The sequence below is a fragment of the Pseudomonas sp. B21-035 genome (genome assembly GCF_024748945.1).
GTDB lineage: Bacteria > Pseudomonadota > Gammaproteobacteria > Pseudomonadales > Pseudomonadaceae > Aquipseudomonas.
In genome coordinates this window covers 3371606-3388540 of sequence record NZ_CP087179.1, presented here as the reverse complement: position 1 = coordinate 3388540, position 16935 = coordinate 3371606, and the positions used below count along the sequence as shown (strand labels likewise).

14 protein-coding genes and 1 tRNA gene are annotated in these 16935 nt (G+C 60.0%); 3 read left to right on the top strand and 12 right to left on the bottom strand.

The window, feature by feature from the left end; genetic code table 11:
- Window positions 1–4 precede the first annotated feature (4 nt).
- From uvrC to LOY22_RS15340, 3 genes are all read left to right on the top strand, one after another.
- Window positions 5–1828: an excinuclease ABC subunit UvrC gene (uvrC, locus tag LOY22_RS15350; RefSeq protein WP_045194013.1), complete on the top strand. Its 1824-nt coding sequence runs from the start codon at window positions 5–7 to the stop codon at window positions 1826–1828.
- A 32-nt stretch (window positions 1829–1860) separates the two neighbouring features.
- On the top strand, window positions 1861–2421 hold the full coding sequence (pgsA, locus tag LOY22_RS15345; protein WP_010221879.1) for a CDP-diacylglycerol--glycerol-3-phosphate 3-phosphatidyltransferase: 561 nt from the start codon (window positions 1861–1863) through the stop codon (window positions 2419–2421).
- A 63-nt stretch (window positions 2422–2484) separates the two neighbouring features.
- Window positions 2485–2560: transfer RNA gene (locus LOY22_RS15340), tRNA-Gly, on the top strand.
- Window positions 2561–2689: 129 nt separating this feature from the next.
- Here LOY22_RS15340 and LOY22_RS15335 read toward each other — a convergent pair.
- The 12 genes from LOY22_RS15335 to tssF form a co-directional block, all read right to left on the bottom strand.
- Window positions 2690–2890 carry a hypothetical protein gene (locus tag LOY22_RS15335; protein ID WP_045194012.1) on the bottom strand — a complete coding sequence of 67 codons (201 nt, stop codon included), beginning with the start codon at window positions 2888–2890 and terminating at the stop codon, window positions 2690–2692.
- Between the two features lie 62 nt (window positions 2891–2952).
- Window positions 2953–3783, bottom strand: a complete 831-nt coding sequence (locus LOY22_RS15330) for a class I SAM-dependent methyltransferase (protein WP_258593793.1) — start codon at window positions 3781–3783, stop codon at window positions 2953–2955.
- Window positions 3784–4171: 388 nt separating this feature from the next.
- Window positions 4172–4408 (bottom strand): hypothetical protein, encoded by a 237-nt coding sequence (locus LOY22_RS15325; protein ID WP_258593792.1) that lies wholly within the window; start codon window positions 4406–4408, stop codon window positions 4172–4174.
- Window positions 4409–4508: 100 nt separating this feature from the next.
- Entirely contained in the window at window positions 4509–4892 is a 384-nt protein-coding gene (locus tag LOY22_RS27070) for a DUF2750 domain-containing protein (RefSeq protein ID WP_093381777.1), read from the bottom strand.
- A complete protein-coding gene (locus LOY22_RS26910) occupies window positions 4893–5879 on the bottom strand; it encodes an RHS repeat-associated core domain-containing protein (RefSeq protein WP_309475558.1) in 987 nt (328 codons plus the stop codon).
- Between the two features lie 18 nt (window positions 5880–5897).
- The gene (locus LOY22_RS15310; protein WP_258593791.1) at window positions 5898–6236 is read right to left on the bottom strand and encodes a hypothetical protein; all 339 of its coding nucleotides are present in this window, start codon (window positions 6234–6236) and stop codon (window positions 5898–5900) included.
- Between the two features lie 69 nt (window positions 6237–6305).
- Window positions 6306–6569, bottom strand: coding sequence for a PAAR domain-containing protein (locus LOY22_RS15305; RefSeq protein WP_258593790.1), 264 nt, complete (start codon window positions 6567–6569; stop codon window positions 6306–6308).
- Window positions 6570–6606: 37 nt separating this feature from the next.
- Window positions 6607–7110, bottom strand: coding sequence for a hypothetical protein (locus LOY22_RS15300; RefSeq protein ID WP_258593789.1), 504 nt, complete (start codon window positions 7108–7110; stop codon window positions 6607–6609).
- Between the two features lie 18 nt (window positions 7111–7128).
- Window positions 7129–11700, bottom strand: a complete 4572-nt coding sequence (locus LOY22_RS15295; RefSeq protein WP_258593788.1) for an RHS repeat-associated core domain-containing protein — start codon at window positions 11698–11700, stop codon at window positions 7129–7131.
- Window positions 11687–12799 (bottom strand): DUF2345 domain-containing protein, encoded by a 1113-nt coding sequence (locus LOY22_RS15290; protein ID WP_258593787.1) that lies wholly within the window; start codon window positions 12797–12799, stop codon window positions 11687–11689. The genes LOY22_RS15295 and LOY22_RS15290 overlap by 14 nt, the downstream gene beginning before the upstream one ends.
- On the bottom strand, window positions 12769–14403 hold the full coding sequence (locus LOY22_RS15285; protein ID WP_258593786.1) for a type VI secretion system Vgr family protein: 1635 nt from the start codon (window positions 14401–14403) through the stop codon (window positions 12769–12771). The genes LOY22_RS15290 and LOY22_RS15285 overlap by 31 nt, the downstream gene beginning before the upstream one ends.
- Before the next feature lie 298 nt (window positions 14404–14701).
- Window positions 14702–16480, bottom strand: a complete 1779-nt coding sequence (gene tssF, locus LOY22_RS15280) for a type VI secretion system baseplate subunit TssF (protein ID WP_258593785.1) — start codon at window positions 16478–16480, stop codon at window positions 14702–14704.
- Window positions 16481–16935 lie beyond the last annotated feature (455 nt).

The following is a 16935-nucleotide window of genomic DNA, read 5'->3' as shown; positions in this document are numbered from 1 at the left end:
ATTCATGACACCTGTGTTCGATTCAAGCGCATTCCTGGCGACCTGTAGCGGTCGCCCGGGCGTCTACCGGATGTTCGACGCTGAGGCCCGGCTGCTGTATGTGGGCAAGGCCAAGAACCTCAAGAAGCGCCTCGCCAGTTACTTTCGCAAAGCTGGCCTGGCGCCGAAGACGGCTGCCCTGGTGGCGCGCATCGCCCAGGTCGAAACCACCATCACCGCCAACGAGACCGAGGCGCTGCTGCTCGAGCAGACCCTGATCAAGGAATGGCGGCCGCCGTACAACATCCTGCTGCGCGACGACAAATCCTATCCTTATGTGTTTCTTTCCGACGGCGACTACCCGCGCCTGGGCATCCACCGTGGGGCGAAGAAGCAAAAGGGCAAATACTTCGGCCCGTACCCCAGTGCTGGCGCCATCCGCGAAAGCCTGAGCCTGCTGCAAAAGACCTTTTTCGTCCGCCAGTGTGAAGACAGCTACTACAGCAACCGCACCCGGCCGTGCCTGCAGTACCAGATCAAGCGCTGCAAGGCGCCTTGTGTCGGCCTGGTCGAACCCGAAGAATACGCGGTGGATGTGCGCCACTCGGTGATGTTCCTTGAAGGCCGTAGCCACCAGCTGACCAACGAGCTGAACGCCGAGATGGAACAGGCGGCCATGGCCCTGGAGTTCGAGAGGGCCGCCGAGCTGCGCGACCAGATCGCCTTGCTGCGCCGCGTGCAGGACCAGCAGAGCATGGAAGGCGGCAGCGGCGACGTCGATGTCGTCGCCGCCTTCGTCAACCCCGGCGGTGCTTGCGTGCACCTGATCAGCGTGCGCGGCGGGCGGGTGCTGGGCAGCAAGAACTTCTTCCCGCAAGTGGGCATCGAGGAGGAGGTGGCCGAGGTCATGGCCGCATTCCTCTCGCAGTATTACGTGGGCAACGCCGAGCGCGAACTGCCGGGCGAGCTGATCGTCAACGTTGTCCACGAGGATTTTGCCGCCATCACCGCCGCGATCGAAACCCTGCGCGGCCGCGAGCTGACCATCAGCCACCGGGTGCGCGGCACCCGTGCGCGCTGGCAGCAACTGGCGGTGACCAATGCCGAGCAGGCACTGGGCGCGCGCCTGGCTAACCGCCAGCACATGGCCTCGCGCTTCGAGGCCCTGGCCCAGGTGCTGGCCCTGGACGAAACCCCGCAGCGCCTGGAGTGCTACGACATCAGCCATTCCAGCGGCGAAGCCACCGTCGCCTCGTGCGTGGTGTTTGGCCCGGAAGGGCCGCTCAAGTCCGATTACCGCCGCTACAACATCGAAGGCGTAACCCCGGGCGATGACTATGCGGCCATGCACCAGGCCCTGACCCGGCGCTTTGGCCGGCTCAAGGACGGTGAGGGCAAGCTGCCCGACGTGCTGCTGGTGGACGGCGGCAAGGGCCAGCTGAACATGGCCCGTGAAGTGCTGCAGGAACTGGCGGTGCCCGACCTGATTTTGCTCGGGGTGGCCAAGGGCACCACGCGCAAGGCCGGTTTCGAAACCCTGTACCTGAACGACGTGGCCCACGAGTTCACCCTCAAGGGCGACTCGCCAGCGCTGCACCTGATCCAGCAGATTCGCGACGAAGCCCACCGCTTCGCCATCACCGGCCACCGCGCCCGCCGCGGCAAGACCCGCCGCACCTCGACCCTTGAAGGCGTCGCCGGGGTCGGCCCGAAACGCCGCCGCGACCTGCTCAAGCACTTCGGTGGCTTGCAGGAGCTGACCCGCGCCAGCGTCGAAGAAATCGCCAAAGCACCGGGAATCAGTAAAAAGCTTGCCGAGTCGATTTATGCCAACCTGCATAGCGAGTAGAATGCCCGCTCACTTTGCAGCCAGTTGTGCCGATGAATATTCCAAATCTGCTTACCGTTCTTCGCGTCCTGCTCATTCCGATCTTCATTTTGCTGTTCTATGTTCCGTATCACTGGAGCTATATCGCAGCGAGCAGTGTCTTCGCCATCGCCGCGGCCACTGACTGGCTGGACGGTTACCTGGCCCGTCGCCTGCAGCAGAGCACGCCGTTCGGTGCCTTCCTGGACCCGGTGGCCGACAAGCTGATGGTGGCGGTGGCCCTGGTATTGCTGGTGCAAGTGCACGCCAACTTCTGGCTGACCCTGCCGGCGGCGGTGATCATCGGCCGCGAGATCGTGGTCTCGGCGCTGCGCGAGTGGATGGCCGAGCTTGGGGCGAGGGCGCACGTGGCGGTGTCGAACCTGGGCAAGTGGAAGACCGCAGCGCAAATGCTCGCCCTGGTGATCCTGCTGGCCAACCCGCCGGTGCTGACCTTCTGGGTGATTCTTGGCTACGCCTTGCTGATGATTTCTGCCGGCCTGACCCTGTGGTCGATGGTGCACTACCTGCGCGCCGCCTGGCCGCACCTGCGCGAAGGCTCGGAGCAGAAATAAAGCTTTTTTGAATCAAGGGCTTGACGAGATTTATTGAATCGTTACAATAGCCCCCATCACGACGCGGGAATAGCTCAGTTGGTAGAGCACGACCTTGCCAAGGTCGGGGTCGCGAGTTCGAGTCTCGTTTCCCGCTCCAAATATGGCGCTACAGCATTCAGCAGAGTGCTGTGGTGATAGAAAAAAGGCCCTTCGGGGCCTTTTTTCGTTTCTGCTGTTCGGTGCTGGGCAGGTGTCTGGTCCAGGGCTCTGACGCATCGCTGAACCATCAGTGCCTTGAGGTGAATTCACCATCCGTGTCTACGGCAATGCGGTCCATCGTCTTCTGCGTGTCTTTGACGATTTCGCCAATTCGATGCGCTTCCTTGGCAAAGCCTTTGGCTACCAAAAGTGGCAGGCTTTCTTGCAGGGCCTTCAGGGTTTGGCGGATATCGGCAGCGGCCTTGAGGTTTCGGTGCGGGTTGTCCATTGGCTCTCCATTGACGGTCTGTGAAGTGGCAGTGCCCGCCCACGCAGGGCGGGGCAGCCGCTTCAGGGTTTGCGCGAAGTAACCGCCGTCAGCGACAGCGTCACGGGACCGGTCGGTACGGCAGAGGCTACGGGGGCTGTCAGTTGCATCCCCATCGCACCTTCCTCGCGGGTGTGCATGTAGGGCGTGTGCTCCAGCTTCTCGACCTGCAATGAGGTGACACTGGCCTGATCACGGTGACCGCCAAGGACGGCGTGCTTGAGAACGTCCGTGTCGGGTGTTTGCCCACGGTCGATCACGCTCAACAATCCGCCGGGACGCAGCACTTCATCGGCCAGTTCATAGACGCTGTTCTGCACGAAAATTCGGTGCTCGAAGGCGGTTGGCATCAGGCGAGTGTCCACCGCGACGTTGTGGCCTCGGGCGTTGTGGGTGCCGAGCAGCCAGCAGGCCACCGCGTCGAATCGAGGCTGGGCCTTGAGCCACTGCTCGAGCTGCGGGTCACCCAGGGCATCGCCTTCGATCAGCAGGCAGTCGGCCTTGGGCGCATCACCCGGCGCGCAGTAGTCGAGTCGGTAGGCGTTGTCGTCCAGGCTTTGGGCAGATTCGCGTGCAATGACCGCGACCGAGTAGCCGTGTTCTGAGAGCAGGGCCTGAGTGGCTGCAATGCAGTGGGGGTTCTCTTCCACGCAGACCACGCTGTGACCATTCTTCAGCAGCGCCAGGGTGGAATGGCCGACGCCGCAACCAATCTCCAGGATGCGCAGGTAGCCCTCAACCTGAGCGGTCATCCAGGCATAGTGTCCCTGGTTGCGGTGGCTGTTGGCATTGACCCGCCAGTTGCGAGTGTACTCGCGGCGAAACTGCTCCAGCTGGTGCAGTGCGCGCGGCATATGGGTGGTCCAGGGCGGTGAGAGGCTGTCGCCTGAGTTTGGCGATTTCTTGTTGTTCACGGTAAGTCCTTTGCCTGAGTTGTTTCGACGATCTGCTATCGCCAGGCTGGATCTTCGGGCAAGGAGCGTGCACAGGGCAAGCGGCGGGATGGGGTGAAATCTCAAGTGGCCAGGGCGCGAAGCATGGCGCTTTTGCTTAATGCTTTCAGCCAAGGCTCTGGTACGCGCCTCAACGACATTTCATACACTCGACTGACCGGTCGCCTGGACACATTGTCTTGCAAATTGGTTGAGTGGTCACCCGGGGTTGCCGCGTTCGTCGTAGACGTAATATTTGCCGCAATAGTCGCGCAGCCGGTTATCGAGCAGTTTGCTGCGCGGGTAGCCGTCACGCTCTGGCAGCACTCACGGTGATACGACCTGCTTGTAACACCTCGATGCGGATAACCGTTTTATCGCCGCGGGAGGGCATTGACTCCTGGATGATGACGCCGTCAATGCAGGCGGTGCGCATGCGGTGGCGCAGGGCCCTGCCTTGTGGATCGAAGAATAGCTCGCTGGCGAGGATTTCAACTTGCTCGACCAATGTACGGGTACGTTCGTCCGTGGCGCAGAAGAACAGCACGCCGCTCCAGTGGTCATCGTCGTCCGGGTGGTACTGCTGATGGAGCGATTCTCAACAGTTTGCGTTTCAACAACAAACTACCCATGATCGTAGTGTCGGGTTATTCATATTGGGAAAGTTCCCTCTTCAAGTCGTGATGTAGAGAGTGGGCAGTGATTATCATTCCTTGATCGCTAGGGGTAGGGAATATTAAGCACAAATGGTTATCACCTTCTAGTCCTGGAATCCACTTGTCTATAAAACTTTGCAGATCAATGTGTTGGGGTTCTAGGTTACTCCATTCATTGGTGGCGCAAATTTTGGCAAAGCACTCCTCGGGCCAGAGAGGAACTATAGTCGAATTCTCGGCTTGGAGGGTTGCCCATCCAGCATCGAATAGTCCCCATAGTTTCATGGAGTCAGTGACTTTTCGAAGGAAATACTCGTATCGCTCTTTCTTTGATAGAGATACGATGTTGCTGATTTTTTTGGGGTGGTGTTGCACTTAATAACCTCCTATTTTGTGTTGTGTTTTGTGCAAGTCGGCGTCCTGGAGAGCTGAGTGACGATAGCAGTGTCCTGTTTTCGCGGTAGTGTTGCGTCCATGGGCGAGCTCTCGGCCAGGAGCTCTGGAGTTCCTCGAATTCCCAGGGAGGCGAATTGATGTGCGGTTCCCTGTTTCAATGTGACGAATTTCATTGCGTATCCATCCGCGAACATGTCTGGGCTGATTAGGGTCGTTTGCAAGCTCTAGAAGCCGCTCCTGCTTATTTGATCTTCCGTGTGATCCATCACAACATATTGGGCAGTTGATCTTTGCCTTTAATCCTAATGGGTCTGTCCAATGGGTTGGATTCGGCACATAAGCAAATACATTCAACCCACCCGCAAACCCGATCGGATCCTTGCCAACAAACCGCCCGACCCCCGGATCATAGTACCGATACCGGTTGTAATGCAGCCCTGTCTCGACATCGAAGTACTGCCCCTGAAAGCGCAGCGGATTGTGGATGCCCGCGCGTTTGGCGGTGTCGCTGCGTTTCTCCTGTGCCGCGCCCCAGGCCTTGTAGGTGCCGCTCCAGGCCACTTCGCCCTGTTCGTCGGTAAGCTCCATGGGCGTGCCCAGGTGGTAGCACTGGTACCAGGCAAACGCATCGAAGGGTGTTGGCGCGGGCTTGTGCTGCCAGACGGGATCCCGCTCGATGTCGTAGGGGAAGTCGTAGACGGGCTCGAGCAGCAACTTGATGGAGCGGTGCTCCAGCGCTTGAGCAACGGGCACGAAGGTGCCGGGCTCGTACACGTAGTGGGTCAGGCGGGCGCCAAGGTCATGGGTGCGGTTTTCGAAGGCCAGGGTGTCGCCATCCCAGCCGTAGAGGATGTTGCCGCAACCGTACTGCTGATTGAGCTTGCGCTGTTCGTTCTGGTTCCATGCGGCACCGGCCTCGCGGCGGTGCTGGTACTTGGCGCGGTTGCTGGCCGGGTCGAAGGCCAAGGATTCAAGCGGTAGCCCTTACTCCCTGGCAGCACTCACGGTGATACGACCTGCTTGTAATAACTCGATGCAGATAACCGTTTCATCGCCGCGGGAGGGCATTGACTCCTGGATGATGACGCCGTCAATGCAGGCGGTGCGCATGCGGTGGCGCAGGGCCCTGCCTTGAGGGTCGAAGAACAGCTCGCTGGCGAGGGTTTCAACCTGTTCAACCAGAGTGCGGGTGCGTTCGTCAGTAGCGCAAAAGAACAGCACGCCGCTCCAGTGGTCATCGTCGTCCGGGTTGTGGACGTTGTGCTCGACAAGCTGTTGCAGGGTGTGCTTCAGCTCGGCAATTCGGGTTTTCAGTTGGCCCATGGCCTCATCCTCCGTTGACGCTGAGGTGTGGTCGCAATCCGTGCGAACAAAGTGCTCTTTAGTTTCGGGTTATCGATGCACGCTGCCGTGAGAGGCGCTGGCAATCAGGCTGGCACCGCAGGCGGTTTTCATGCCGTCGAGCGCGACCGGGATACCGTTGATGCTGTAGGTGCTACTGCCTTCGATGATGGGAAAGATGCCTTTGCAGAGCGGGCAGGAGACTAGGTTGCCTTTGCCGGCCATCGAGCGACCGCCAAGGCTGGTGTGAGGGATAGAGCTAATAACTGAACCGCCGTGGTCCGTTATATCGTCAATTCTTATTATGGATCTCATTCAGTGCTCAACAATAGAATATATACTGTTTGTAGGACTAGGTTGGTCCGGGGCGGTACCCTAAGTTCAAGTTGTGTCGCTTTTGCTCACCTTTACGTAAGAAGCGATGCCAGTTCTTTCCGCTAGCGAGGGCGGAGTCCGTCCAGTAGTGGTTGCGAACTGTGTTGCCGTTAGCGTCAATTAGATTTTTGTGTGCGAGAGTTTTGAGTAGCTTTCTTAGCTCGCGATTAATTAATGTTGCGGTTTGAGAAGAGTCAGCCCCAAAGTGCGAAGCGCCAATGGCGAACTCGTCCTCTCCGCCAAATGTAGCTGTTACAAATCCAACCTTATTCTCCCTGGTTAGGTTTTTTTGCTCAGGCCCCAGTATATTTTCGTCTTTGTCCTTGGGACCAACAAGGAAGGAAGTTTGATGATGTCTAGTAGGTAGCGTGGTGGTTTCGATTGGTGTGTACGGTTTGGAATAGTCATCGGATGCATATAGATTTAGCTGGGTGCTTGATGTTAATTTCGTAACTATTTCAATGAATTCATCGAATGTCATGAATATATTTATGTCCACTTAATGTTGTCCTTTGGTTTTGCAGGGGCAGTATGGTCTGAATTGAACTTCGGCAGGTGTGTCGTTTCCTGTTGTTTTTGTTTTTAGATCATTTATTGCGCCGACTTCCCGAGATACCGGAGTGCCATCTGCTTTTTGTCTTCCTACATTGCCGTAGATGATTTTCCCATCCTTTTCCTCGAATATTATATCCGGTCTGCGTCCTTGCTTATGTCCGCCAGGTGTAGGTATGAGCCTCTCTGGTTTCCTTCCGCCACCAGCATGCACGGTTCCGTTAGCATCTACTACTTCTTGTCCCCACTGAGCAATAGCTTCGTTATGCGGACCTTTTCCTCCTGGTACGGGGCCCCGCTTAGCGAGCCCCATCGGGTCAACCCACTCAACCGGATTCGGCGCATAGGCATAAACATTCAACCCACCCGCAAACCCGATCGGATCCTTCCCAACAAACCGCCCGACCCCCGGATCATAGTACCGATACCGGTTGTAATGCAGCCCTGTCTCGACATCGAAGTACTGCCCCTGAAAGCGCAACGGATTGTGGATGCCCGCGTGCTTGGCGGTGTCGCTGCGTTTCTCCTGTGCCGCGCCCCAGGCCTTGTAGGTGCCGCTCCAGGCCACTTCGCCCTGTTCGTCGGTAAGCTCCATGGGCGTGCCCAGGTGGTCGCACTGGTACCAGGCAAACGCATCGAAGGGCGTTGGCGCGGGCTTGTGCTGCCAGACGGGATCACGCTCGATGTCGTAGGGGAAGTCGTAGACAGGCTCGAGCAGCAACTTGATGGAGCGGTGTTCCACCGCTTGAGCAACGGGCACGAAGGTGCCGGGCTCGTACACGTAGTGGGTCAGGCGGCCGCCAAGGTCATGGGTGCGGTTTTCGAAGGCCAGGGTGTCGCCATCCCAGCCGTAGAGGGTGTTGCCGCAGCCGTACTGCTGATCGAGCTTGCGCTGTTCGTTCTGGTTCCATGCGGGACCGGCCTCGCGGCGGTGCTGGTACTTGGCGCGGGAGCGCTTGCACAGGCGCCGGCCGAGGGCGTCATAGGCATAGTAGACAGTCAGCCGATCATCCTCGTAGTGAGTCAAGCGGTCGTAGAGGTCCCAGCTGAAGGTGGCTTTCTTGCCGTTCTCGATGCGCTCCTTGAGGTTGCCGCGTTCGTCGTAGAGGTAGTGCTTGCCACAGTAGTCGCGTAGCAGGTTGTCGAGCAGTTTGCTGCGCGGGTAGCTGTTGCGCTCCTGGGGTGCCTGCGGGTCGAGGAGGTTGCTGGCCGGGTCGAAGGCGAAATGTTCGCTATTTGCCAAACTGCCTGCTTCGAGCAGGCGGCCAACAGGATCGTAGCGGTAGTTGATGGCGCCACGGCGCAGGTCCTGGATGTTGGTGAGCTGACCGGCAACGTCGTAACGGTAGTTGCGCACTGACAAGCGGCTCGACTCACCGCGTCGAGCGACGGTCTGTTCCTGCAAGTGACCGTTCGGTGTCCAGCTCTGGCGTTGTTGCAGGCCGTTGCCTTGCTCGCGGCCAATCTCTCGGTGCAGGTCGTCACGCTGATAATTCAGCAGTTCCCGATCGTCCAGCTTCAGCGCCAGCAGGTGGCCGCTGCCATAGGTCAACCAACTGACCCGATGGCCATCGGGACGGACCGTGGCAACCCGCTGGTTCAGCGCGTCATACTCGTGCCGCCAGATGGCAACATGGGGCTTTTTCAGGTAGCGCAGGTACTGGTGTTCGCGCGTGTTGTTGCCGGCGGCATCGTAGAACCATTGCAGCTTGCAGGCGTCGTTCTCGGCGAGCAGCAGGTTGCCGTTACCGTCGTAGGCGAACGTTTCGGTTTGCCATTGCTGCGCCGTCCTCTGGCCTGCCTGGCGCATTAGCAGTCGGCCCAGGGGGTCGTATTCGAAACAGGTGACGCGATCGCCATCAAGGCGGCGGGTAGGTTGGTTGCTGCCGTTGTCGTAGAGGTAGTGGGTGGTTTGCTGGTCGAAACCGGTTTCCTTCAGCAGGCGGCCAACCGGGTCGTACTTGAAGGTAGCCGTGCTGTTGTTCTCGTTGCGCAGCTCGACAAGCTGGCCAAGCCGGTCCCAGCGGTAGTTGAGGATGCTGCCATCGGCGTTCTGGCGTTGCTGGATCAGCCCTGCTTCGTTGTATTGCCAGACGGTGCGGCGCTGCAGGGCGTCGATGTGGTCGAGAAGACGGCCTTCGGCATCGCGCTCGAAACGCTCCTCGGTCTTGTCCGGGTGAACAATACGGCTGAGCTGACCTGCCTGGTAATGGTAGCTGGTGACCATGCCCGCGGCGTCGGTGACTTGGGACAGTTGCCCCAGCGCGTTGTATCGCCATTGGCTGGTTTTGCCGGAACAGTCGGTGTAGCGGATCAGCTGGCCGTCGGCGTTGTAGGCGAGTTTTTTCTCTGCGCCGTTGGCGTCGATGATGGCAACGGGCAGGTTGTCGCTGTTGTATCTGTACTGGGTCTTGTGCTCCAGCGGATCGAGGGTTTCGATGATGTTGCCGCGCGGGTCGTAGTCGTACTTCCACAGCCCGCCCTCGGCATCGCGGGTCTTGAAGCGCAGGTCCTGGTCGTCGTAGGCATGGTGGACGCTGGTGCCGTCGGGGCGGGTGTGCTGGACCAGGTTGCCGCGGTCATCGTAGGCGTAGCTGTCGACACTGCCGTCGGTGTGGATGTGCTGGGTGAGGTTCTTGGCGTCGTCGCGGTAGAACCACTCCTCGTTGCTATCGGGATGGATGATGCGGTAGGTGTAGCCGAGGACATCGTAGTAATACAGCGTCTCTTGACCGTTGGCGTCGAGCAGGCGTGTCAGGCGGATGTTCGGGTCCCAGCTCAGGCGGGTGTCCTGGCTGCCATCGTCGGCCCATTCTCGAACCGCTTTGGCATCCGGCCCGTTGCCTTGCCATTGCAGGTTCATGCCGCGACCGGTGCGGTCGGTGTAGCGGGTTAGCAGATGGTGCTGGTAGTCATAGTTCCATTGAGCATCGTGCTCGTCGCGGGCGGCGCGCAGGTCACCCTGGTGGTCGAACTCATAACGTGCCAACTGTCGAAGCGCTTGGCCGTCATGCATGAGCCAAAGTGCCTTGATTCGGCCCTGGTCGTCGATCTGGGTATGGATGTGCTGGTGCGGGGTGTCGTTCTGGTAGGTGAGCAAATCCGAGAGCACGCTGTGTTCAGCGTGTTGGTGCTCGTAGTGCAAGGCAATGCGGGCACCGCCGCGCAGGCTGATGGCTGTCAGGCGGAACTGATTGCTTACCCGTTCGTAGTGCTCCTGGCTGTCATGCCCCCGAAGCAGTACCAATCTGTTTTTGCTGGTGCGCGCAATGACCAGGTTTTCAATCGGGTCGAGATGGTGATGGTGAACGTCGGGAAGCGGGTAGTGGTGGCTACGCCCATCGGTCGCATGGTAGGTGAGTTGATCTTCGCTCAGATCCAAGCGGCTGGAGAACGGCGTGATCCAGCGGGCACCGAACGGGTTGTTGTCAAAGGCTGAGAGTGAGGAACGGTAAGTCCTGTTCCACACCAGGGGGAAGGTGCCGGGAAGCTCGAAGTCGGTATGGACAATTGTTTCGCTGCCCATGGCGAAGCTGATGCTGCACTGGGTGCCAGCTTTGCTTCCCTGCTTTTGGCAGTTACCGTCAGCACGGGCAGAGCGCTGGGCCGGACTGGCTTGAGTGCCATTTTGCGGCTGTGGCCTTCTGGCTTCGTTGGTTCTGCCAGGCGCCATATTCGCCTGGCGTGGGGCATTCTTGCGTCGCTGCAAGGCACTGGAAAGCGCCCTGATGATGCTAAGAAGGCTGTCCGGATTGGTTTCACTGCCTGTCTGGATGATCTTGTCGCTGGCGATATTGCCAATCTGCTCGATGCTCGCCGCAACGGGCTCAAGGGTTTTCTGCAACTGTTGCTTTTGTCTGTCGCCTAAGCCGATATCGTCTTTTCCAAAGCCGAATCCGGTGCGTCTCTTGAAGGCATCGGCCGCTTCAACTACCAGGCTGATTCCGGGAAAGAGCACGGTCAGTGCCACGTCCTGTACAACGCCGCTTGCCACCGAGCGGATGAGGTCAGCAAGGAATTTACAAACCTCGATGACCTTTTGTGCAAAGGCCTTGAGGATGCTGTGCAGGGTGGCTTCAACCTCCTTGATGAATGCCTCGAGATCGCCGGGGCAGACATCGGCCAGCGCGCTTTCTATGGTAGTCAGCAGCGCCTGGCTGATGTCGCCTTTGGTGGTTCTGAGGGTCTTCAGTGAAGGGCGCATGACCGCTCGGGCTGCTCCGACTCCAGGAAGAGGAACCAGGCCGAACAGGTTGATCCCCAGGCCGACCCAATTGTAGAGATCGGCCCTGTAGGTGGCGTCGCCCTGGGCCAGCTCAATGATGTCGCCGATCGCATCGGCCGCAGCGAAGATCGAGCCCGCGACGGGTAGCATTTCACCGACAGTAATAACAGTGCGCCAGTTGACGGCATCACCGGTGAGCACGGTCAGCCACTGCGCCAGTTTGTCGGTGCCAGCCCTTACATCCTCTTCGGTAAAAGTATTCTTGGGCGCGACCGCACCTTCACATCGAGCCATTCGGGCCGCCTCCGTTACTGGTTCGATTTGCGGGAATAGCGGGAAGGGAGAGGGGCAGTCCTTTATCAGCGGACTCCATTGCGAAGAGGCGGTCCAACGTCTGCTGGATGACCTGCGACGGCCGCAAGGTAGTCATGGCGCCGGGTGTCGCTGCTGATCGTGCTGCTTGCTCTGCAAATGGCGCTGCCGAGGCGGCGCGAGTCTTGTCTGTGCCGAACAGCACCTTGACCGGTCCTGGCGCCAGGCCTGCCACCGCCGCAAACCCGTTGTCATCCAGCGTGCCCTTGAAAACCTGCCCGAGTGCATCCTCGACCTGATACTCCGAGCCCTTGAACGCAAAACCATTGGCGTAGTGCTGGAACAGCTCAAGATTGCCTTTGCCGGCTTTTGGCCCTTCAGGAAAGGCCGCCGCCTGGCTCTTTGCGCCTTTGTAGAGAAAGTCTGTGGCGTGGGTTGTGTACACGCCGCTGGTGGCGTGGCTGATGCCGCCGGCGTTGTAGGTGGTGCTGCTGCCCGCCGCCTGGATCACCAGCTCCTCCTTGGCGCTGAGGATGATGCGTTCGGCGCTGACGGTGACCTTGAGTTTGGCCAGCAGGTTGATGCTGTCTTTCAAGGCGCGGATGTCGATATCGCCGGAGGCTGCGACCAGGCGCCAGCCGAGGCTTTGCACGAAGGTGCGCAGGCCTCGGCTGACACTGATCAGCAGGCGCTTGCCGACGGCCAGGCTGGTGTGCCCGCCACTGCTCAGGCCCAGGTGTTCGCCGCTGGCCAGGTGGGTGGATTGCGGCGTGCTGCTGGCGATCCCGGCCGGGCTGTCGAGGACCAGGAAGGGTTCACTGAACTCGGGGTATTGATTGGCATTGGGGTTGCCGGTACCGCGGCCGCGTATGCCGTCGTGCTGGGCCTGAAGCGCATCGGCGACTTCGTCCTGGTCGCCGCTTTCCTGGGCCAGGTGGTCGCGGGCTTCGCTGGCGAAAGTGGCGTGGTATTGCTGGGCGGTCTTCAGGCGTTCGGCGGTTTGCGGCAGGTCGGTGTGGTGGGAGGCGGCGCGGGCGCGCAGTTCGCTGGTCAGCAGCAGGCCGCCGCCGGCACGCACCACGCCGTGGGCGTCGGTGCGCAGTTCGAAGCCTTCACCCGGGGCTGCCCGCCACCGGGCCGGGGATGGGTCAGGTAGCCCAGGTTCAAGGCACTGGCGGCGTGATCGCTCATCAAGGTGGCGCTGATCTGCCCGCTGGTGTCGTCCAGGCGCAGTTCGTTGTGGCGCTGGCCGTGGTGCTCTTTGCTGCGCAGCGGGCTCAGTGCCTTGAACTCGGGCAAGCGGTACGGTGGGCGGTTGATCGCGTGATAGCTGCGGCCCATGATCATTGGCTGGTCCGGATCGCCGTGGAGAAAGCCCACCACCACTTCCTGGCCGATCCGCGGCAGGGCCACATGCCCCCAGCCCGCCCCGGCCCAGGTCTGGGCGACGCGCACCCAGCACGAGCTGCGATCGTCTTCGCAGCCTTCGCGGTCCCAGGGAAACTGCACGCGCACGCGGCCATGCTCGTCGCAGTAGATTTCCTCTTTGGCCGGGCCGACCACCATGGCGATCTGTGGCCCTTCGATGCATGGCTTGGGGCGCGCCGGGGCATGCCATTCAACGGTATCGGGGATCAAGGTGGCGGTCAGGCTGTACCAGGTGCCGTGTTCGCTTTCGGCAGACTCTTCTTCCAGGGCGGTGTGCTGGCGGCCTTGGTGCTTGATCTGGATTGGCCGCCAGCCGCTGTTGAGGTCTTCGCGGGGATGGCCACTGAGGGTGAAGGCCTTGCCCGGCAGCAGACGCGCATCGTCGCCTTCGACCTCGGCGGTGCGCGCATCACCGCGCAGGGCCTTGAGGCGGGTCTGGGTGAAGGGTTTGCCGGCGTCGTCGTGCTTGTAGCGACCGGGGTAGTCGTAGCGCTCGTAGTCGACGGTCTGGCTGCCCATCTCGGCGGCCAGCACGTTTTGCTCCAGGTTGTAGCGCGGATGGCTGAAGGTGTAGTCACGCTGGGTCTGGCAGCTGGTCCGTACCTGTTCGCGGTAGGTGAACTGGCGCAGGGACGGTTGCCAGGCTTCGCCCCCCGGATTGGCCTCATACACCACCGGCCCGCCCTCGATGGCGCCGAAGGTCGCGATATGGTCGGCCTGGATCAGCCGATGGCCGGCTTCGCTGTGCTCGAAGCTCGACAGCAAGCCTTCCTCGGCCGCCAGGCGCAGGTAGAAGTCCAGGTCCAGTTCGCCCGCCTGCACGCAGTACTCGCGGGGCAGGTGGGTTTCGCTCAGGTGCTGGCGGGCCTGGCCCCATTGACGCTCCTTGCACAGTTGTTCAAGGATCTGCGGCACGCTGCGTTTCTGGAAGATGCGCCAGTCGGAGCGCAGTTGCGCGCGGGCCAGCTGCGGTTCGATCTCGGCGCGGTAGCGGGTGCGGCGAAAGCCGGTCTGGCCCTGTTCGAAACGACTGATCAGGCCATGCACATGGCGAACGGCCTGGTTGCCCTGCCAGAGGGTCAGAGCCGCAGGCTGGTCGAGCAGGGTGGCAAAGTCGGCGTCGGCGGTTGCACTGACCAGCTCGATGGTCAAACGATAGAGTTGGGAAATACCCTCGTTCAGTTCAAAAGACACCACATCAAAGTCAATGTCAGCCGTCGAGCTGAAGGTAAAACGCACATCGCGCTGGCCGGGCATGGCAACTCCTGCTGTTCATTGCGTCGGGCAGGTCGAATGGACGTGGATGGAACGTCCAACAAGATTTGTTCTTACAGAGGGGGGAGACAGTAAGAGGTAACTTACTGCCTTGTCTTTGTTGGGCTTCCTAAATGCTTGTGGGAAAAGTCACTTGTTGTTTTTGGGGTGTTTTTTGCAGGCGTAGTAGTTTGCTCTGCTGATTACAGAGCGGTTTAAGTGCACGTTATTGAACGCAACTCAGCGCATCGCACGCGTAGTTTTTCCCGGCTCATACTCAGGTAGTGGCGGCCTGCCGGGTTCACATCACCGGCTGCTGGCCGGTGCGTGCGGGCCAGACGAAGCTGGTGTTACGCACGCTGTTGATGATTTCCAGCTGGTGAAAGGAGTTGCTGCTGGCATACAGCGCCATGAAGTGCGAGAGCACGCTGCCAAACAGCTGCAGGTCGCCCTCATTGTCGAAGGCGTTGGGGTTGACCCTGAGGGTGGTGAGCATGCCGCGCACGGGCAGGCCCTTGATCAACCAGTCAGTCGGCGCCGTGCTGGCGTGTTCGATAGCGTTCAGGCGGCGCTGGGTGGCGCGCTTGTGCTGCAGGTCATAGGGCGCCACGAAGTCATAGACTTGCAGCACCGCCTTGAGCGCGTCGGCGCAGGACAGCGACAGGTCATTCAGGGCCAGGTTGGAAAGCAGTACCCACTGCACATCCCCGTGCAGGTCGTCATCCAGCGCCGGTGGGTAACAGCGGGTCGGGCGGGTCAGGTTGCGGTAGGTGGCAAACGAGGGCGTGGCCTGGGTGGTGAGGTTGATATCGCCGATGTCCAGTTGCAGGGGCAGGTTGCCATTGCAGCAGGTGAGGTCGATGTTCAGGGTCTGCTGCTGGCCCCGGTAGGGGCGTTGATCACCGTGCAGCAGGCGGATGACATGGCGCGCCCGCTCTTTGATCAGGTCTTGTTCGAGCGTCACGCTGTAATAGTGTGCGCTACGCTCTTCGGCGCGTTCGACACGCCGGGGCAGCGCTTCGTAGGGCGCAAACTCCAGGCTTTGTTGATCCTGCGAGGTCTGCGTGTCCCGGCGTCGGGTAGCGACCTTGTCAACGCTGAAAATCTCATAGGCCTGCGCTCGCCGCCCGCTGGGTTGCACGGCTTCGCAGACGGCCTGCCCGTCAAGCGGGATGGGCCTGGCTGGGTGGTCGAAGAGGTTGATGGCCGGCGTGCAGTACAGTGAAAAGCTGTCGCGGTCGAGCTGGAAACCGTTGGGGAAGGGCGCGTCAAAACGCAGTTCCAGGCGGATATGCTCGGCTGCGGCGTCCGGCCAGTAGCGGCGCAGTTCGGTCAGGTTGAAGCCGTGAAAGCGCTGCGGGAAGTAAAAGTACTCCTGTATCAGGCGGTAGCCATCCAGGTGCTCGCCCGGGCTTGGCAGGAGTGCCTCGCCGGGTTCGAAACCGGCAAAGGTCAAGGTCGCGGGCGGGAGGGAATAGCGATGGTCGTTGATGTGCAAAACCACCTTGTGCAGGTGCTGTGACAGCCATTGGTAGAGCGTCAGGGCGTTGCTTGCAGCGCCTCCCAGATGAAAGCTCAACCGGTCGCAGTCGAGCTGGCGCAGCGGTTGCTCGGACAGCGCGCCAAGGTCGATGTGGACGATGGATTTGTCGGCACTGTCGATGTGGCAGATCTCATCGATGACCAAGGGGTAGAGGGTCACGTCGGTACAGGTGCGAAAGGTACAGTTCACGCCGTCGACCGGCCTGGAGAACAGCGCGGTACCCTTGGGGATCAGCTGGCTTTCGCTCAGCGCATGATCGATCGGGTCGAAGCGCACCAGGGTGACGCTGGGCAAGGGCCGAAGGAAATTGGGGTAGACCAGTTGCAGCAGCGGCTGGGTGATTTCCGGCAGGTGGTCGTCGATCTTCATCGCAAGCTTTGCAGTCAGGAATGCAAAGCCTTCCATCAATCGCTCGACGTCGGGGTCAGAGGCTTCGCTGCCGAGAAAGTGCGCCAGGCGCGGATCGTCTTCGGCAAATTCGTCGGCCAGTTCGCGCAGGCGCCGGCGTTCTTCCATATAGCGACTTTTTAATGACATGTGCGGCCCTGCGTGAACGTTTGCTTTCAACGTATTGGGGGAAGTTGTTTAATGTTTTTTATTGTTTGTAGGAAGCATCTTTAATGTTTGCTTTTCAAACTTCTGTGTATCGCTCGGTCTGGGTTTATTGTTTTCGCCAGAGGGGCTGAAGCGTCAATGCAAATGTTTTGACAAGATGTAAGTTCGTATTTTATGGAGTATGTATTCAGACGTGTTTGAGCGTGCTGCTGGTAGAGAACCGTGCGCAAAAGCAGCATCGTTCTCATCGCTGACGAAGGCCAGCTCGCCGGGCCAAAAAAATATAGTGTTTACCCCCTCGCACCCGCTACCGCGCCTCGAAAAACACTGATAGCATCCTGCCACTTACCTTGATTGCAGTTCGCGCATTTCATCGCGCATGTTCCCCGCTACTACACTTGCCATGCCACCTGTGCCTGGCACGTAGGGCGGTGCCT